14 protein-coding genes are annotated in these 17,778 nt (G+C 56.8%); all 14 read right to left on the bottom strand.

The window, feature by feature from the left end; genetic code table 11:
* Nucleotides 1-350: 350 nt before the first annotated feature.
* The 14 genes from hflX to J4859_RS08610 all read right to left on the bottom strand — a co-directional run bounded on the left by hflX (nt 351) and on the right by J4859_RS08610 (nt 17,609).
* Nucleotides 351-1,670: a GTPase HflX gene (hflX, locus tag J4859_RS08675; RefSeq protein ID WP_212329081.1), complete on the bottom strand. Its 1,320-nt coding sequence runs from the start codon at nt 1,668-1,670 to the stop codon at nt 351-353.
* 3 nt (nt 1,671-1,673) lie between these two features.
* On the bottom strand, nt 1,674-2,600 hold the full coding sequence (miaA, locus tag J4859_RS08670; RefSeq protein ID WP_212329079.1) for a tRNA (adenosine(37)-N6)-dimethylallyltransferase MiaA: 927 nt from the start codon (nt 2,598-2,600) through the stop codon (nt 1,674-1,676).
* A complete protein-coding gene (gene miaB, locus J4859_RS08665; RefSeq protein ID WP_212329077.1) occupies nt 2,597-3,970 on the bottom strand; it encodes a tRNA (N6-isopentenyl adenosine(37)-C2)-methylthiotransferase MiaB in 1,374 nt (457 codons plus the stop codon). Before miaB ends, miaA begins: the two co-directional genes overlap by 4 nt.
* 5 nt (nt 3,971-3,975) lie before the next feature.
* Complete coding sequence (locus J4859_RS08660) at nt 3,976-4,287, bottom strand: stage V sporulation protein S (protein ID WP_212329075.1); 312 nt, start codon at nt 4,285-4,287, stop codon at nt 3,976-3,978.
* Between the two features lie 106 nt (nt 4,288-4,393).
* Complete coding sequence (locus J4859_RS08655) at nt 4,394-5,503, bottom strand: ATP-binding protein (protein WP_212329073.1); 1,110 nt, start codon at nt 5,501-5,503, stop codon at nt 4,394-4,396.
* A 3-nt stretch (nt 5,504-5,506) separates the two neighbouring features.
* Complete coding sequence (gene rny, locus J4859_RS08650) at nt 5,507-7,057, bottom strand: ribonuclease Y (protein WP_212329071.1); 1,551 nt, start codon at nt 7,055-7,057, stop codon at nt 5,507-5,509.
* Nucleotides 7,058-7,355: 298 nt separating this feature from the next.
* Complete coding sequence (locus tag J4859_RS08645; protein WP_212329069.1) at nt 7,356-8,054, bottom strand: regulatory protein RecX; 699 nt, start codon at nt 8,052-8,054, stop codon at nt 7,356-7,358.
* A 5-nt stretch (nt 8,055-8,059) separates the two neighbouring features.
* Nucleotides 8,060-9,169, bottom strand: a complete 1,110-nt coding sequence (gene recA / locus J4859_RS08640; RefSeq protein ID WP_212329067.1) for a recombinase RecA — start codon at nt 9,167-9,169, stop codon at nt 8,060-8,062.
* 162 nt (nt 9,170-9,331) lie between these two features.
* Complete coding sequence (locus J4859_RS08635) at nt 9,332-9,862, bottom strand: CinA family protein (protein WP_212329065.1); 531 nt, start codon at nt 9,860-9,862, stop codon at nt 9,332-9,334.
* A gap of 14 nt (nt 9,863-9,876) precedes the next feature.
* Nucleotides 9,877-10,518 carry a CDP-diacylglycerol--glycerol-3-phosphate 3-phosphatidyltransferase gene (gene pgsA / locus J4859_RS08630; protein ID WP_212329063.1) on the bottom strand — a complete coding sequence of 214 codons (642 nt, stop codon included), beginning with the start codon at nt 10,516-10,518 and terminating at the stop codon, nt 9,877-9,879.
* Nucleotides 10,519-10,530: 12 nt separating this feature from the next.
* Entirely contained in the window at nt 10,531-11,898 is a 1,368-nt protein-coding gene (gene rimO, locus J4859_RS08625) for a 30S ribosomal protein S12 methylthiotransferase RimO (RefSeq protein ID WP_212329062.1), read from the bottom strand.
* Nucleotides 11,899-11,992: 94 nt separating this feature from the next.
* A complete protein-coding gene (locus J4859_RS08620; protein WP_212329061.1) occupies nt 11,993-13,279 on the bottom strand; it encodes a RodZ domain-containing protein in 1,287 nt (428 codons plus the stop codon).
* Nucleotide 13,280: 1 nt separating this feature from the next.
* Entirely contained in the window at nt 13,281-15,947 is a 2,667-nt protein-coding gene (locus tag J4859_RS08615) for a DNA translocase FtsK (RefSeq protein WP_212329060.1), read from the bottom strand.
* Nucleotides 15,948-17,609: a ribonuclease J gene (locus tag J4859_RS08610; protein WP_212329059.1), complete on the bottom strand. Its 1,662-nt coding sequence runs from the start codon at nt 17,607-17,609 to the stop codon at nt 15,948-15,950. It lies immediately after the preceding gene.
* Nucleotides 17,610-17,778 lie beyond the last annotated feature (169 nt).

Raw genomic sequence — 17,778 nt, 5'->3', positions numbered from 1 at the left:
TTCGCAGCTCGACGTAGGTACACTATCACCCGTTATCTAGACTGTTAGATATCCGATTAGCTTCGGGATCATGTTCTGTATCGGCGCCTGTACGCTGCTCCGCGCCCTCTTAGAGCGCTTTCACATTCATCTTCAGGGTTTATTCCGCCGCAATCATCTTTGTGGTAGTGTTTCTCGCCCTGTTTGGCCTATCCCCTCAGGAACATCTCGGCTAACTTTAAGGTTGAGCTTAATAAATGTCGACCGTTACAATTTATGGACCGGTACACGTTGTTTTTTCTACATCGTGCACCAGCCCATTATCTTGGTTGCTCGGTCGTTGATCTTATAGCAGCTCCTGTTTTAGATTTCTAAGGCTCAGCGCTTGCTATTGAACCTGCGTCTACCTGATAAGGCTCAAAGACCTTCTTGAGCCTTATCGGGATCTTTGCTGTTGCTTGTAGGCCCTTATCCTTATATTCCTCATGGATCACCTGGCAGCGCTCATGCAGCATGCTCATCAGGATTCCCTTGTTATACGGCACTCCAACCGTCATGCTCACATCGCCTCTGGAAGCCTCCTGAGCAATGTGGTAGAGCAAGCCACGCAACCCCTTCTTTTGAAGGGCTGAGATGCAGACAGCCTGTGGATAGTGGCACAACAGATTGTGCAGATCTGTATCGCTTACCAGATCACATTTGTTCAGGACAACGAGCCGTGGGATCTTATCAGCATCGATCTCTTTCAAGGTCTGGTTAACGACATTCAGTTCTTTCAGGGCATGGGGATCTGAGGCGTCAGCGACCTCAAGCAGCAGATCCGCATTCATGGCTTCCTGCAAGGTCGTCCGGAAAGCATCAACCAACAGCGTCGGCAGCTTCTGAATGAAGCCGACCGTGTCAGTGATCGTGATCTTTCTGCTCTCTTGTAACTCAATCGTGCGTGTCGTCGGGTCAAGCGTCGCAAAGAGCTCATCGCGTACATAGACGTCCGAACCACACAGAGCATTCAGCAATGTCGACTTTCCGGCATTCGTATAGCCCACCAGAGCGACCCGATAGATACCGGATTTCCAGCGCGCCTTCGACTGCGTTTTGCGTTGCTTATCCAAAGTCTTGAGCTCTTGTTTAAGGTGAGAGATGCGTTTTCTGACTAAACGTCTATCGACCTCAAGCTGAGATTCGCCCATACCGAACCGGCCTCCGATACCGCCGCGCGTCTGCTCACGCACCAAGTGGCTCCACATACCGCGCAGTCTCGGTAACAGATACTCCGCCTGCGCGAGGTTCACCTGGAGGCGTCCTTCTTTGGTCGTAGCGTGTGCTGCGAAGATATCGAGGATGAGCGCAGTACGGTCGATCACCTTGATCTTGGAACCGACCACATGCTCGAGGTTTGATTGCTGTGAAGGCGTTAACTCGTCGTCGAAGACCACCAATTGCGCTTGGAGTGCCTGGGCCGTTTGCGTAATTTCCTCCGCTTTTCCGGCGCCGACAAACGTACAGGGATTCGGAGTCTCCAAACGCTGCGTGATCCGGGCGACAACCACACCTCCGTCGGTTTGAACCAAACGTTCAAGCTCAGCCAGAGATTCATCCACTGACCACTCAGAGGTGTGGGTATCGACGCCTACGATGATCGCTTTCTCAGGTTCTGGCTTGGTGCTGGTCGGTGTGCAGCGCTCAGCCATGGCTCACCACTCCCCTACGGCTGCGATGATTTGCTCAGCTGCCTCATCGCTTGTCATTTTGTCAAGATCGAGCCAATTCACGCGGGGATCGCGGTGGAACCAGGAAAGCTGGCGTTTCGCCAGATGCCGGGTATTCTTTTTAATCAATTTGCGTGCCTCATCCAATGTAATCTCACCGTTCAGTGCGCTTACGATTTCTTTATAGCCAATCGCCTGGAGCGCCGTCAGCGCTGAGGCGAGCCCTTGATCCATTAAGCCTTTAACCTCTTTAACTAAACCTTCATCGAACATAGCGTCGACGCGCGTATCGATTCTTCTGTAGAGTCGCTCGCGCTCCATTGCGATCCCATAGATCTGCGTTTGGTACCACGAAGCGCGTTTGTACAACCCCTTGTGTTGGGTGGCGTAGCTCTTCCCCTCATCGAGCATCTCCAGAGCGCGTATAACGCGTCTGATGTTGTGGGGGTGGATTATGTCAGCGGAATCCGGATCGCGCTCCTGTAAGAGTGTGTAGAGCGCTTCTACGTCCTCTTTTTCTGCGAGGGCCTCATACTTTTTGCGTGCTGCTGAGTCGGTTTGCCCTTTGGGGAAGCGCATATCGTCAATCACCGCATCGAGATAGAGCCCGGTCCCTCCGCAGAGTACCGGCAGCTGATCATCCGCCTGCAATTTGTCGATGTATTCTCTTGCCTGTGTCTGAAAGAGCTGCACCGAATAGTTGTCGACGATATCCGCCATATCCACCATCAGCAGTGGGCAGACCCGCTCAGCGACTGGGGTCTTAGCGGTCCCGATGTCCATGCCGCGATAGACCTGCATTGCGTCAATAGAGATCTCACTGGTGTGAAGCTGGGCAGCGACTTTGTCAGCTAATGCGCTTTTCCCTGAGGCGGTCGGTCCAACGATTGCAAGGACCTTGCCCCCTTTCACCGAGGCTCACCTTCGACAGAGCCCTTGAGGTACCAGGACTTCACCTCATTGACCCGTACATCCACGATCTTGCCGATCAGATCAGCGCTGCTCCACCCTGCTACCCCATCAAAGAGCACTGTCTGGTTCTTCTGACTGTGACCTACGAGCACCTTCGGATTCTTCTTGGAGGGACCCTCCACAAGCACCTCTGAGAGCTTCCCAAAGTCCTTCTCGTTGGATGCATGGGAGAGATCGGTGACCAGCTTCGCCAACCGGTTAAACCGTTCCTGAATCACGCTGTGAGGCGTATTATCCTTGAGTTTGGCTGCCGGAGTTTCCGGACGTCTAGAATAGATGAAGGTGAAGGCGGAGTCAAAACCCACCTCTTTGACCAGAGAGAGCGTCTGTTCAAAGTCCCCTGCGGTCTCTCCGGGGAAGCCGACGATAATGTCAGTGGAGAGGGCCAGATCGGGCATCGCCGTACGCAGGCGCCGTGCGAGGGCGAGGTACTGCTCTCTCGTATACTTTCTATTCATCGCTTTGAGGATACGGGTGGAACCGCTCTGCACCGCCAGGTGCAGGTGCGGCATCACTGCCGGCGTTTCTGCCATGGCTGCAATCACCTCGTCGCTCAGATCCTTCGGATTTGAGGAGGTGAAACGGATACGCTCGACCCCGGTCTTCCCGACTTCACGCAACAGCTGCGCAAAGCAGGGCTTCCCGTAGATATTTTTACCGTAGGAATTGACATTCTGGCCCAGTAGGGTGATCTCACGGACCCCGTCGGCTACCAGAAACTCACATTCGGTGATAATGGACTCCATGGTGCGGGAGCGCTCACGCCCACGCACATACGGGACGATGCAGTAGGTACAGAAGTTGTCACAGCCGGACATGATCGGCACCCAGGCGTGGAAGCGGCTTGCACGGTGTGAGGGTAGATCGGTTGGAGAGTAGGAGGGGTCCTCTTCGGTATCCACGAGCACGTGCTTGTCGTTGTCGTCCTTATCGAATGCCTCACAGAGCAACGTGGGTAAGGAAGCTAGCGCTGCGGTACCGAAGACCACATCGACTGCGTGGATATGCTTTTTCAGCTCGGCTCCTTCGCGCTGTGCTACGCAGCCTCCCACGGCGATCACGCGCCTGCCTGAGGGCGGCGTCGGAGCGCTCACGGCTCCGGAGGCGACCCCATAGAGCCGGGTATCGGCCCCCTCACGCACTGAGCACGTCATGTACACTGCGATGTCGGCCTGATCGATAGAATCTACCTGGATGCAGCCACAGCTGTCCAGAAGGCCCGAGACGCGCTCTGAGTCGGCAAAATTCATCTGGCAACCGAAAGTTGTCACCTGATAGGTCTTCCCTACCAGTTCTCGATACTGTTGCATACTACCTATTTCCTTGTATCAGAGGGCATATCTTGAGAAAGCTGGGGTGGGTCCAACTTGTGCACACAGACCGCGATACGGATCGCGGTGCGGCTTTGACCCGAGATCTCGATCTCGGAGAAGGTTGGCACGCAGGAGATATCCACGCCTGTGGGGATCAGAAAGCCCCGAGCAATCGCGACCGCCTTCACGGCTTGGTTCACCGCGCCGGCACCGACACACTGCATCGTGACGGAAGCTCCATCTTTAACCATGCCTGCGATAGCACCTGCGACGGATGCCGGAGACGACTTGCTAGAGACTTTAAGAAAATCCATGTTTTTAACTCCTGTTGAGTTTCAACACTATGTAGTGGACTCAGGCGCCCCTACATACCTTATATGGTTTTACCACAAAGTACCCTCAATACGGATCACGCATCCCCTAATCTTCCTTACGATACGGGAACGTGACCGTAACTTTACCTGATGTGAGCTGAACCGTCGGCGTTCCGTTCAGATGGAGGTAATAGCGCTCCTCCAAATAGGCGAAGTCTTTCTCCATCAGTTTCTCGAAGGCCTCCCGATCCTCGGGGCTGAGCTTGAGTCCACGTCGATCTTTTTCAAGGTTGGCGCTCCGGCGAGGTGGATTGAGTGGTGAGGGTGTCTCAATGGCTGGTTTTGCGTGTGTACAGTACGTATAGACATCCGGTGCCGGCTCGATCTGCCCGGTAAGGATACGCTGTGCGCTACGTTCGGAGATCGTAAGACCGAGCGAGTTTGCGACCTCGGCGAGCTCGTGGGCGTTACTCGCGAGCTTCAATCGGGTCAACAGGGGCAGCTCGTTGAGCTTCACGCCCATGAGCTCAGAGGCAGAGCCTTGGGGCAAGGGCGTATAGCGAATCGCTGCGGCAATGACCTCTGCGGCAGAGCCGATAAAGATCGAGCAGCGCCGTGAAGCCGCAAGGCAAAAGTCACAGGCGCACCGGATCAGGTTGTGGGGGCCACGCACAATGTGGACCTTCCCGCCCTCATTGGGGGCAAGCTCCGGCCAGCTCGATTGGTCTTTCTTCTCGGGGATCTTCTGCGTGTCGAAGACCACTTGTATTGAAGTACCCAAGCTTGTACCGGAGTTAACTACCCGGGCTTGCTCCACATTCTCACGGATCGAATAGAGCGCCATGCCTCTTCCGTGGATCCCATAGGTATCCACGTGCACGCTCTTGAGCTTGCCGGTGACGCGCGCCTCAAAGACCCGCTCCCACATGTCCTGGGGAATCCCGTCCCCGTCGTCCACCACGGTGAGACTGCGCTTGCCGTCAGACAGATTCGTGGCGATGAGTATTGTGGAAGCCCTGGCGTCGTAGGCGTTGCGCAGCAGCTCGATTTCCGCATCCTCAACGCAGCGGATATCATCCTTTGCCTGCCGACGCTCCGCTTCGGCGACCCTCAGGCGTACAAAGCCTTCACCTAAATTCTCTTCAACGCTTAACTGCTCTCCCTGCCCGCTGCGGACAAGGAAAGCAGCCAAATCTTCATGGGTATTTTTGCTCATCGTCTACTTTGCGGTATCGATCGCACGGGACTCACGGATCACCACGACGCGGACCTGCCCCGGATACTCCATCTCGTCCTCGATCTGCTTGGCGATATCGTGTGCGAGGACGGTAGCCTGCGCGTCGGAGATCTTCTCCGGCTCGACCATCACGTGGAGCTCACGGCCGGCTTGCATCGCGTAGGTACGCTCGACGCCCTCGTGGGCATTGGCGATCTCCTCAAGCTTCTCCAGGCGCTTGATGTAGTTCTCCGCAGATTCACGGCGGGCACCCGGGCGGGCGGCGGAGATCGCGTCAGCGGCCTGTACGAGCACATCGAGCACTGTGTTGGGCTCAATGTCAGCGTGGTGTGCCTCAATTGCGTGGACGATCTCCGGCTTCTCGCCGTAACGTCTCGCTAAGTCTGCACCGATCACTGCATGCGGCCCCTCAACCTGGTGGTCGATGGCCTTGCCGATATCATGCAGGAGACCGGCACGCTTTGCAGGGGCCGGATCCATACCGAGCTCGGATGCCATAACGCCGCAGAGCGCCGCCACCTGAATAGAGTGCTGCAGGACATTTTGGCCATAGGAGGTACGGTAGCGCAGGGCCCCTAAGGTCTTGATCAGCTCCGGGTGCAGGTCGTGAATGCCGGTATCGAAGGCCGCCTGCTCGCCTGCCTCGCGGACGCGTTCCTGCACCAGGGACTCTGCCTTCTTGTACATCTCCTCGATGCGGGCGGGGTGGATACGGCCGTCAGCGATCAGGTTCTCGAGTGCTACGCGTGCCGTCTCACGGCGGACCGGGTCAAAACTCGAGAGGACAACCGTTTCCGGGGTGTCGTCGATAACCAAGGAGACCCCGGAGACTTGCTCGAAGGTACGGATGTTTCTGCCTTCACGGCCGATGATGCGGCCTTTCAGGTCATCAGAAGGGATGTGAACCGTGGCGACGGTGATCTCACCGGCCTGGTCTGCCGCGCAGCGCTGAATAGCGGTGGAGACAATCTCACGGGCGGTCTTGTCAGCCTGGGCGCGTACGCGCTGCTCAGAGTCACGCAGGATCTTGGCTTCTTCGCCGACGCTCTCCTTACGCACCTTGTTCAAGAGCTCGTCGTGTGCCTGATCCTTCGTGAGAGAGGCGATACGCTCCAGCTCTGCGGTCTTCTTGGATTCAAGTTTATCCAGATCGTTCTTTCTGCGGTCCAACTGTCCCTGGAAGGAAGAAAGCTGATGCTCGCGGTGATCGAGTGAATCGTTGCGCCTGTCGAGGGACTCCTCACGCTGTACCAGGCGATTTTCGAGCATATGGATCTCGTCTTTACGCTGCTTGTCTTGGGCCTCTGAGGTCTGCCGAAGCTGGAGAATCTTCTCCTTCGCCTCGAGGATCGCTTCCTTCTTGGAAGTGTCTGCAGCCTTTTTGGCCTCATCTGTTATCTGCTTTGCTTGGCTTTTGGCGCTCTCAATCTGTCGCTTTGCGTCCTGTACCCGATCATTGCTCTGATTGGTGACGACAATATAACAGATGGCAGCTCCCACCGCCAATCCAACGATCAGTAAAACAATCCCCATTGTGACTCCTCAATAGCACATGATCAATTTAATGAAGGAAAGGTACACAGGTGCTACCATCCAAGAGGTATGTCACGACCACTCGGCTACGTCTTCGAGCCAGACGCCAATCCAATAATTTTTCAAATAAAAATATTTATTAAAACACCTGACAGAATCGCTTCCGCAGACGTGAAAAACCACAGATGGTCTTTTAATCGTATGTTGTGCACGATTGACTGTCAAACTCTAACGGGCATACGGGCCTAAAATTGCCCAAAACATCCGCACCAGTACGGAAACAAATACTGCGACAGAATCAGAGCTCACTGTCGGAATCATTCTCAGCTGCCGTGGCTGCGGCCCGCATCGCGGTGCCATAGGAAAAACCACGCCCTACCAGGAAACGCACCGCCTTCTGATACCGATGAGGGGGACGCAGGGTTTTGTGCTCCAGCAGCTGGCACGCGTGTGTATACTGATCGTCTTCTGGGAAGAACGCCTCCGGCCAGCCCTCGATCTCTTCTGGCACCAATCCGCGCTTCTTGAGCTCTAAGGCGATCTTCCGTTTGCCCCAACCGAGGCGGATTTTGGATTCCACGAAGAGACGCCCAAAGCGTCTGTCATCCACCAGATGAGTCTTCGAAGCCTTCTCCACGCTCTCATGCACAACAGCCTCGGTGTACCCTCTGAGGTGCAGGCGCTTCTCTAGCTCAAAGCTCGTATAGTCGCGCCGGTTCACGAGCGAGATGATCTTTTCCCAGGCGCAGGTGTGCTCAGCTTGATCGATAACCTCGACCAGCTCAGCGAGTGAAGATATGGGGAATGAGACTTTCTTCTCATACTTTTCCAGCCGGCGCGCCACCTCAACCGGGACATAGAGCTTGCGCTCATCCACCTCGATTGTGGCGGTCGGTTTACGCTGGGAAAATCCGGAAGCCTGTTTAGAGGGGTAGCTCACCTCCCAGGTAAAATCGCCCGCTGCATGCGTATGGGACTGATGGGATTGCTTGCGCATAGCAGCTACGCGCTCTCTGTGGTCTTGCTCTTGTCTTCCTTCTCATCCACGACAGGCTCGCCGACCGGTTCATCGTCGTCCTTGATCAGCCCACAGGCGACGCGCACCTTGTGGTCGATCTCCTTGGCCAGATCGGGATGCTCGCGCAGGAAACGCTTGGCAGCTTCCCTGCCCTGTCCCAACCGTTCGGTCTCATAGGTAAACCAAGCGCCGGATTTGTTGACAATCCCATAGTCGACGCCCATATCCAGAATGGAGCCTTCCTTGGAGATACCGGTGCCGTACATAATGTCAAACTCAGCCTGCTTGAACGGGGCGGCAACTTTGTTCTTAACGACCTTCACGCGGACACGGTTGCCGATAATGTTACCGTTCTGCTTGATCGTGTCGATACGGCGGATGTCCATACGCACCGAGGCGAAGAACTTGAGGGCTCTGCCGCCCGGGGTCGTCTCCGGGTTGCCAAACATCACACCGATCTTCTCGCGTAACTGGTTGATGAAGATGCAGGTGGTCTTGGATTTTGCCAGAGAGCCTGTAAGTTTACGTAGCGCCTGGCTCATAAGCCGTGCCTGTGCGCCGACCGTGGCGTCACCGATCTCACCTTCGATCTCTGCACGCGGGACCAGCGCAGCGACGGAGTCGATAACCACGACGTCGATCGCACCGGAGCGCACGAGCATATCGCAGATCTCAAGCGCCTGCTCACCGGTATCCGGCTGAGAGATCAGCATATCGTCAATATCTACACCGATGTGGGCTGCATAGCCTGGATCGAGCGCGTGCTCCGCGTCGATAAATGCCACGACACCGCCCATCGCCTGGGCCTCAGCGAGGATTTCCAGGGACAGCGTCGTTTTGCCGGAGGATTCAGGGCCGTAGATCTCGACGATACGTCCACGGGGGACGCCGCCGATGCCCAAGGCTGCATCGAGCGCAAGGGAGCCGGTCGGAATCGCTCCGATCTCTAAGTCAGGTCCGCCATCCCCATAGCGCATGATTGAGCCCTTGCCGAACCGCTTTTCGATCTCTGCGGTCGTAGCCTCAACCATCTTGTCGCGCTCTGCGCCATAGGTTTTCTCGTGGGCCTCGTAGTTCCCATGCCTCTTTGCCATGAACAAGCTCCTCTGAATGGTTGTGTCGCAGCTATCCTATACGAACAAACGTTCGTTGTCAATTCCTCCCTGCTACGCTAGCACAAGAAACTGACAACGAGCTCACCCCTTCTGTCACCGATCTGACAGAGGAGGTGCTATGTGCCTCAAATGAGGTGATTATCAGGCGTTTTTGACGGCCTTAAGCAACAGCTGCAAGGCTACATAGACCGCCTTGTTGCGCACCTCGGGACGGGTACCCGAGAAGGTGTGCAGCTCGGTTGTGGTCTCAATCCTGTCTCCGGCAAGGCCGAACCATACAGTGCCCACCGGCTTGCCCGGCTCTTCGCCACCCGGGCCCGCGATCCCGGTAATGGAGACCGCATAGGTAGGTTCCAGCACCTTTCTGGCGCCTTCCGCCATCTGCTCGGCGCACTCAGAGGAGATGGCGCCCACACCCGGTTTGTTGAGGATCTCGTTCGAGACGCCCAAAACCGCATGCTTCACGGGAATCGCGTAACTCACGACGCCACCGCGCAGCATCTCAGAGGAGCCGGGGACGTCCGTGATAGCGCCTGCGACAAGGCCACCGGTGCAGGACTCCGCGGTGCCCACGGTTACGTGCCTGTCAGTCGCCGTGTGTACCAACTCCTCTGCCAGCGAATACTGCTCCTGGCAGGAAGGAAGTTTCATATCACCTAAGGATTTAGCCATATATCATCACTCACCTAATCCGCTAAGTATTTCCAGCACTTGACAAAGTAATCTATACCCGACCAGAGGGTGAGTATCATTGCCACAACCAAAAGGGTCAGGCTCAGGGGCAGGACCACCGTGAGGCCTACCTCAGGCGGCAGGCAACGCACTAAGAGCATGCCCGAGATGCCGGCCATCGTCGTGAAGGTCTTGGCCTTGCCGAGGTTACTTGCAGCGACCACGACGCCTTTGGAGGCGGTGACCATCCTGAGGCCGGCAACCAAGAACTCACGGGCAATGACGATCAGGAGCAGCAGCGCATCGGTCAGATTGATCTGCAAGAGGAAGACCAGAGCAAAGACCACGACGAGCTTGTCCGCGATCGGGTCCAAAAACTTGCCAAAGGTCGTGACCTCGTTGCGGCTGCGGGCCAGATAGCCGTCCAGCTTATCGGTCAGGGCAAGCACGATGTAGAAGATAGCGACCCCCAGAAGTGAGGGAGAAAACTCACCCTGCACTGAGATCGGATTCATCATTGCGACTGCGTACCACACTGGGATCAGGAAGATCCTGATCACCGTCACGATGTTTGCCGCGGTCCACCTGCGGTGCGGCTTTGGCTCCTTGCGTTCAAGCTCTTTGTCCTGCTGCTTGTTCTGCTGCTCTGTGGGCATCCTATAGTCTCCTTAAATGAGCTCTCCTACCATCTCATAGGCAAAGCTGTCCGTCAGCTTCACCTTCACAATGTCTCCGACCGTAGCTTCACCGGATTCGATGTGCACCGCACCGTCGGAGTCCGGCGCCTGGAACCAGGTGTGGCCGATCAGTTCAGGCCCCTTATCGGTCTGTTCGATACCGTCAATGATAACGTCTGCGGTCTCCCCGATATGGCTTGCAGTGGCAGAAAATCCCATCTGCTCAGCCAAATCGATCAGACGCTGCGCACGTTCCTGCTTGACTTCCTCGGGTACCTGATTGGGCATATCGTAGGCTTTGGTTCCTTCTTCACGGGAGTATGGGAAGACCGAGGTGTAGTCAAACTCCTCCTCTTGCAGGAAGTCGAGCATCTCCTCCCCTTCCTCATCCGTCTCCCCTGGAAAACCGGTGAGTGCGGTGGTCCTCAAGACCATGCCTGGGATCTCACGGCGCACCCTCGCAAAGAGTCTCTTGAACTCTTCTGCGGAACCTTTTCTGCCCATGCGATGCAGCACGGTTGCGCAGCAGTGCTGGATTGGGATATCGATGTAGGGCAACACTTCCGGGGTATCCCTGATCGTAGAGATCAGCTCGTCGGTTATGCCCTCCGGCTGCAGGTAGAGGACTCTGACCCAGCCGTGATAGGGACGCACAACCTCTGCCACCTGACGCACCAGCCAGGCTAAGGTCTTCTTTGGATCATCGAAGTCGCTGCCCCAGATACCAGTGTCCTGTCCGATCAAGACGATCTCACGCACGCCGCCTTCTAGTAAGGATTTGACTTCGCCTACAATTTCGCCTTCCGGTCTGGAGTGGTAGTGCCCTCTGATATAGGGGATCGCGCAGAAGGCGCAGTAGCGATCGCAGCCCTCTGAGATCTTCACATAGGCGCTCGTACCCTCAACCGTACGCAGCGCACTCGCATCGAGCACATTGGCAGTCTTCGGCTGCGGCTTATCCAGTATCTTGCAAACGGTGCTCACAATCGAATCCTCATCCTCTGCCCGCACAAAGGCTGCCACTTCAGGCAGTTGATCGGGCAGATCCGCCCCGTAGCGGGAGGGGACACAGCCGCACATGATGATCGGGAGCTTGAGAGTTTGGGCATCGGTCGCTTCCTGTGCCAACTCCAGGGTCGTCTCGATCGACTCTGAGGTGGCAGAAGCCAGAAATGAACAGGTATTGATCAGCGCGACGTCGGCGTCGTCTGCCTCGTCGGTCTCCTCAAACCCTGCGCGTTCCAAAAGCGACCGCATGCGGTCGGTATCCACCTCATTCTTCGCACAACCCAAGGTAATAAACAGTACGCGGCCCTGTGGTGCCTGTACTGTGGTTGGCGTTGTGGCACTGCTGTCCATACTCAACTATTCTCTCAATCACCTATCGCACAGCACCCCGCACGCGCTGCGTGCGGGGTCCGATTGATTATCTTTGTTGCGGCTCATCGCTCTGCTATTGGCTGCGTCCGTTCGAGGTACTCGCAGTAGAGTTTGCTGTCCCATTCTGGGTTGTGGTCGTCACAGCAGCGTTGCTCTGGGTGTTCTGTGCCGACTGTTGTTTGGTCGGCGATGTCGCATTCGCGGCGCTGCTCGATGAGTTGTTGCTCTGCTTGTTTTGGTCAGAGCTTGAATTGCTGTCGCCTGATACTTCCGCCTTGATGGTCATCGTCCCCACGCCGGAGGCCTTCGCATCAAAGTTCTGCGTCTGACCGTTCTTCGTGACCGTCACGGCAGAGGCATTCCCCACCTGGATGGTCATCGACTCGCTCGGGTTATAGGTCTGAGACCAAGGACCACTGACGGTCTGCGCCACCTGACTTGACCCGTCGACCGTAACCTCGACCCAGGACCTTCCGCCGCCTTTGACGCTTACTACGACGCTCGGGTGGGCATCGTCGCCGTTGTCCTTGTTCTGGTCATTCGAAGACGTATCCTGTGCAACCTGCGCGCTGTTGTCCTGTGACTGGTCGTTGCTGTTGTCAACCTCGGTCTTAGTCACCGGCACGGTCTGCCTTGTGTTGTCATCACCTCCGGCGGTGCGGCTCACGCAGGAGCTGACGCTGTAAATAATGAGGATGGTGAGAAGTAAGCCGACGATAATGACGATCCAGAAGGTATTCTGCTGGGCCAGTGTCTCCGACAGGGACTGTTTCGGACGCTTCCTATGTTGGGTGCGTCTCTGGCGTGTACGCCGGTCCTGATCCAGCTGGTCCATCGCAGGCCGCATACGGGCTGCGACATTGCGGGAATAATCACGGGCAGACTCGGTGCTGGCCGCGCGGTACGGCTGTGCCTGTTGGTCGTAGCGCATATCGTCCTGATAGCTGTGCGAGACCGGACGCATCTGGATAGTTGCGGAAGGGTCATAGAAGGAATCCTGACGCTGCCGGTCATAGGAGGAAGCGCTGCGACGGGCATGCTGCGGCACCCGGGAGGTATACAGTCTCCCCTGCGGATAGTGGGCACGCCTGCTGCGGGCAAGTTGCTGGCTGTGGCGGTACACCCGCTGGTCGTGGTTGAACTCGTACACGACCTCCTGCTCATCGAGGCCGAGGTAGCGCGCATAGGTCGCCACCAATCCCTGGGCATAGCCTCCCTTAGGGATCGAGTCAAAATCACCCGCCTCGAGGGCGACCAGCACCCGCTCTTTGAACTTCAGATCATCTGCAGCCTGTGCCGTGGTGAGGCCTAACTGGTGACGACGCTGGGACAGCATTTCGCTGAAACGCGGACGTGGCATGCTACTCTACCTCCTGATACTTCTCTTCAGCAATACGTAGTTCCTCTAGCTCTGCCTGGTCCATCAGCACCTCACGGGGCTTTGAACCGTCAGGAGGACCCACAATCCCCTTGTCTTCAAGCATATCCATAATTCTGCCGGCACGGGCATAGCCCACTTTGAGGTGGCGCTGCAGACCTGAGGTGGAGCCCAATTGGGAGTCCACCACGAGCTGTGCGGCTTCCCACATGAGCGGGTCATCGTCCTCATGCACTCCTGCGCCGTCCTGGTCAGTCATCTGGCCCGGGGTCACGGCAGAAAGGATCTCCGAGTGCAGATCCGCATCGAAGTGCTCTTTCACGAAGCTCACGACCGCCTCGATCTCGTCGTCGGAGACGTAGCAACCAAGGGCACGTTTCGCACAGCGGCCTCTGAGCTTATAGAGCATATCGCCTGCGCCGAGCAGACGCTCTGCGCCGGTGGAATCCAAAATGATGCGGGAGTTGACCGCAGAGTCGACCGCCAGTGCCACACGGTTGTCGATGTTGGCCTTGATAAGGCCCGTTACGACATCCGCAGAGGGACGCTGCGTCGCCACGATCAGGTGGATGCCCGCTGCACGGCCCAACTGAGCGATACGAACGATTGAAGCTTCGACTTCCTTGCGGGCGATGATCATCAGATCGGACAGCTCATCGATTACGATCACGAAATAGGGCATGTGCTCAGGGGGATGCTCCATATCCGCCCATTTGCCCAACTCGAGGTTGCGGTTGAAGCTCTTGATGTCACGCACCTTGTAGTGCTCGAAGACCCGAAGGCGCCGCTCCATCTCGGAGACCGCCCATTGCAGTGCCCCTGCGGCCTGGTGCGCATCAGTCACGACTGGGACATAGAGGTGCGGCAATCCGTTATAGCCGGTGAACTCCACGCGCTTGGGGTCGATCATGATCATGCGGACCTGCTGCGGCGTCGCGCGCATCAGCATCGAGACGATGATGGAATTCAGAAGCACTGACTTGCCGGAACCGGTGGTGCCGGCGACCAGTAGGTGCGGCAGTTTGGCGATATCGACGGTGATCGGGCGCCCTTCCGTATTGCGGCCGAAGGCAACCTCAAGCGGAGATTTGCCCTTCGCATAGGGTAGCACGTCGCCCAAGCAGACGCTCTGGCGCTTCTTGTTCGGGATTTCGATACCAACCAGCGAGGTCTTCGGGATCGGCGCAAAGATACGCACTGAAGTCGTCGCTAATGCGAGGGCGATATCGTCCTCCAGGTTCGTGATCTTATTGACGCGCTCGCCTTCGCCCATTGAGATCTTGAAGGTTGTGACCAGAGGCCCTGAGACCCAGCCGACCACCTTTGATTTGAGCTTGAACTCGGCTAAGGTCTCCTGCAGCTTCTGCGCTGTCTCCCTCAACTCCTCGCTTGAGCTCATTGACGTTGCAGAATCCGGGTTTGATTCCAGAAGTGAGAGCGGAGGCAGCTCCTCTTTATCGGTGCTCTTGCTCGCAGGCGTGATGCCCTTAGAGCCTGCAGAAGCCGGCTGAATTCCCGAGGGAGCCTTCACAATCGGCTCTATCGGAGCGACGCCTGCAGCAACAGCTCCCCGCTTGTGCGGCTTGGGGGCTTTGGCGCCCCGCTTGAGCGTCTTTGCCGGTGTAGGCTGATCAGTATCCTGTCTTGCAGCATTGCGCAGAAAGGCCGGAACCGCATTGTAGGTTTCGGTCACCTCGCCGTCCTTGTCTGTGGGAACCGTAACCGTCGCGTTGAGGCCCCCGTCAGGTTGAGCTTCAGCTGTATTCGTATCCTCTACCTCATGCGCCGGCTCACGGTGCAGCAACGAGAGACGGGGATGGCGCTTCTGCTTCTGGGCAGGCTTTTGCATCTCAATTGTAGGCTCATCCATCTTCTTGTCACGCTTGAGGACTGTGGTCTTTCGGCTGCCGAGATAGGTGGTCTTGCCCTCAGCGTTTGTCGGGAACAGCTGGGTCGGAGCGACCGACTCGGGGTCCTCCCCATCCGCAAAGAGCTCGTCGATCGGATCGTCGGAGGCACCGCCAGCCGCATAGGTGGGAGTGGATTGGCTGCGGCGCTCCTTTGCCTTGCTCACCTGTGTGGCGACACCTTTCCCGATCTTTCTGAAGGAGAGGCCACCGATCAGAGCTGCGGTCACGAGCAGACCGGTCAGCACCACATTGGCGACAATGCGGCCCACAAAGGTCAGGAGAAACCATGCGAGGGCGCCCCCGACGTAGCCGCCCGCATGGGTGGCATAGGTCTCCTCAAAGACGAGCATCGGCTGGGTCTCCCGCACGCCCATATTGACGGAGAGAAGTGAGAGCACCGCCAGCACCACCAGGATAAGGCTTAAGGCAATGCGGCGGGACTTCACTTGGTCGTGCGTCACAAAGTGCATCACGGTATAGGCCACAAGGGCTACCGGGCAGAGTATTGCCCCGACCCCAAAGAGGAGGTCTAGGACGTGCCCCACGGTAGCGGTCAGATATGCGCTGGTTGGAGAGACCAGCGACACCACCATCATCACCGCTACGACACAGAGCACGACGGCCAAGATATCCTCTTTGACCGAAGGCTCGATGACGGAAGGCTCCAGATGTTGGACTTGCGGTTTGGCAGCGCGTTCGGCATTTTTCTTTACAGTTTGACTTTTGCGCCGCGCGGGCATTTATACCTCCAACACTACCGGGATGACCATGGGTCTCGTGTGCGTCTTGTTCCACAGATAGTTAGAAAGACCATTTCTGGCCGCCTTGCGCATCGCGTCGAGCGCGGCATGGTCTGAGATTTTATTGACCGCGGTACGTACCGCATCCAAGGCGCCTTCTACCAGTTTATCGTCATTCGCAGCCGAGAACCCGCGGCTCGAAAGATTAACATCTTCCACTTTGTGGTTCCGGCTCGAGGCTGTGATGACGCAGGTGACGATACCGTCAGAGGCGAGGCGCTTGCGGTCGCGCAGGACCACTGGGTCCGCATCGGAGACAGAACCCCCGTCGACGTAGATCACGCCGGAGTCGACCGAAGGTCCACGCTTCACGCGGTGGCGGCGCATCTCGAGCGTGTCCCCATTATCGAGGATAAAGATGTGGTCCTCAGGGATGCCCATCTGACGCGCCAGTTTCGCATGCGTTCTCAGGTGCACGGCCTCGCCGTGGACCGGCATAAAGTAGCGCGGATGCACCATCGCGAGCATCAGCTTGAGCTCTTCCTGAGAGGCGTGGCCGGAGACGTGGACCAGCGCATTGTTTCTATCAAAGATATGGCAGCCGATCTTGGAGAGCGAATTGATGACACCCTGGACGGATTTCTCGTTGCCCGGGACCGGCTTAGCGGAGATGATCACTGTGTCGCCCTCGTGGATCGAAAGCGACTTGTGCTCCCCGTTCGCCATCCGGGACAGTGCGGAGAGTGGTTCTCCCTGTGAGCCCGTACACATCACGACGATCTTCTCGTCGGGGATCTCGTCCACATCGTAGGCGTCGATGATGTCCTCATCCGGGATCTTAAGGTAGCCGAGGTCACGGGCGATCTGCGTATTGTGCACCATCGAGCGGCCGGTCACGACGACTTTGCGGCCGACAGCTACTGCGGCATCACAGATCTGCTGCAGCCGGTGGATGTGGCTTGAGAAGGACGCCACAAAGACACGACCGGGGGCATTCTTAATGATATGGCGCAGCGCCGGTCCTACCGCAGCCTCAGACTGCGTGAAGCCCGGAACGGTCGCATTTGTGGAGTCAGAGAGCAACAGGTCTACCCCACGCGTCGCGAAACGGTTGATCGCGGCATAGTCCGGACGGACCCCGTCGATCGGGGTCTGATCCAGCTTGAAATCACCGGTGTGCAGGACTGAGCCTGCAGGCGTACGCAGGTATAACCCTAAGGTTGCCGGGATCGAGTGCGTCATCGAGAAGAAATGAATCTCAAAGGCTCCGAGCTCGATCTTGGTTCCATCGTGCACCTCACGGTAATCTTGTTTAGCGAGATTGTGCTCTTCGAGCTTGCTTTCGATCAGTTTGAGGGTCAGCTTGCTCGAGAAGATCGGGGCTTTGTGGTTCAGGTCCTTCAGAAGATACGGCAACGCACCGGTGTGATCCTCGTGGCCATGGGTCACGATAATGCCGCGCAGCTCGTCCTCGTGCTCCAGCACATACGTGTAGTCCGGAAGCACCAAGTCGACGCCGGGCATATCGTCATCCGGGAACATAATGCCCGCATCCACCAGGACCATGTCGCCACCGTATTCGAATGCGGTCATATTTTTGCCAATACCATCTAAGCCCCCGAGCGGAATGATCCTGAGGGGCTGGCTTTTCGTTTTTGCCATAGAGACTTACAAGCTCCTTTCAACGTGTCCAGTGATGGTCATACAACTTCGTGGTCAACATCGGTTTATCTGCCAGGCCACGTACCCTTCTGAAAAGAAGATAGAGATGACGGATAAAACAGCTCAATATATTTCTTATATATTCTATAGTACCCACATCACATACGAG

Origin of the sequence: Atopobium sp. oral taxon 416 (assembly GCF_018128285.1) — a bacterium.
GTDB lineage: Bacteria > Actinomycetota > Coriobacteriia > Coriobacteriales > Atopobiaceae > Olsenella_L.
The sequence above is the reverse complement of the archived record's forward strand: the minus strand, read 5'-3'. Positions and strand labels throughout refer to the sequence as shown.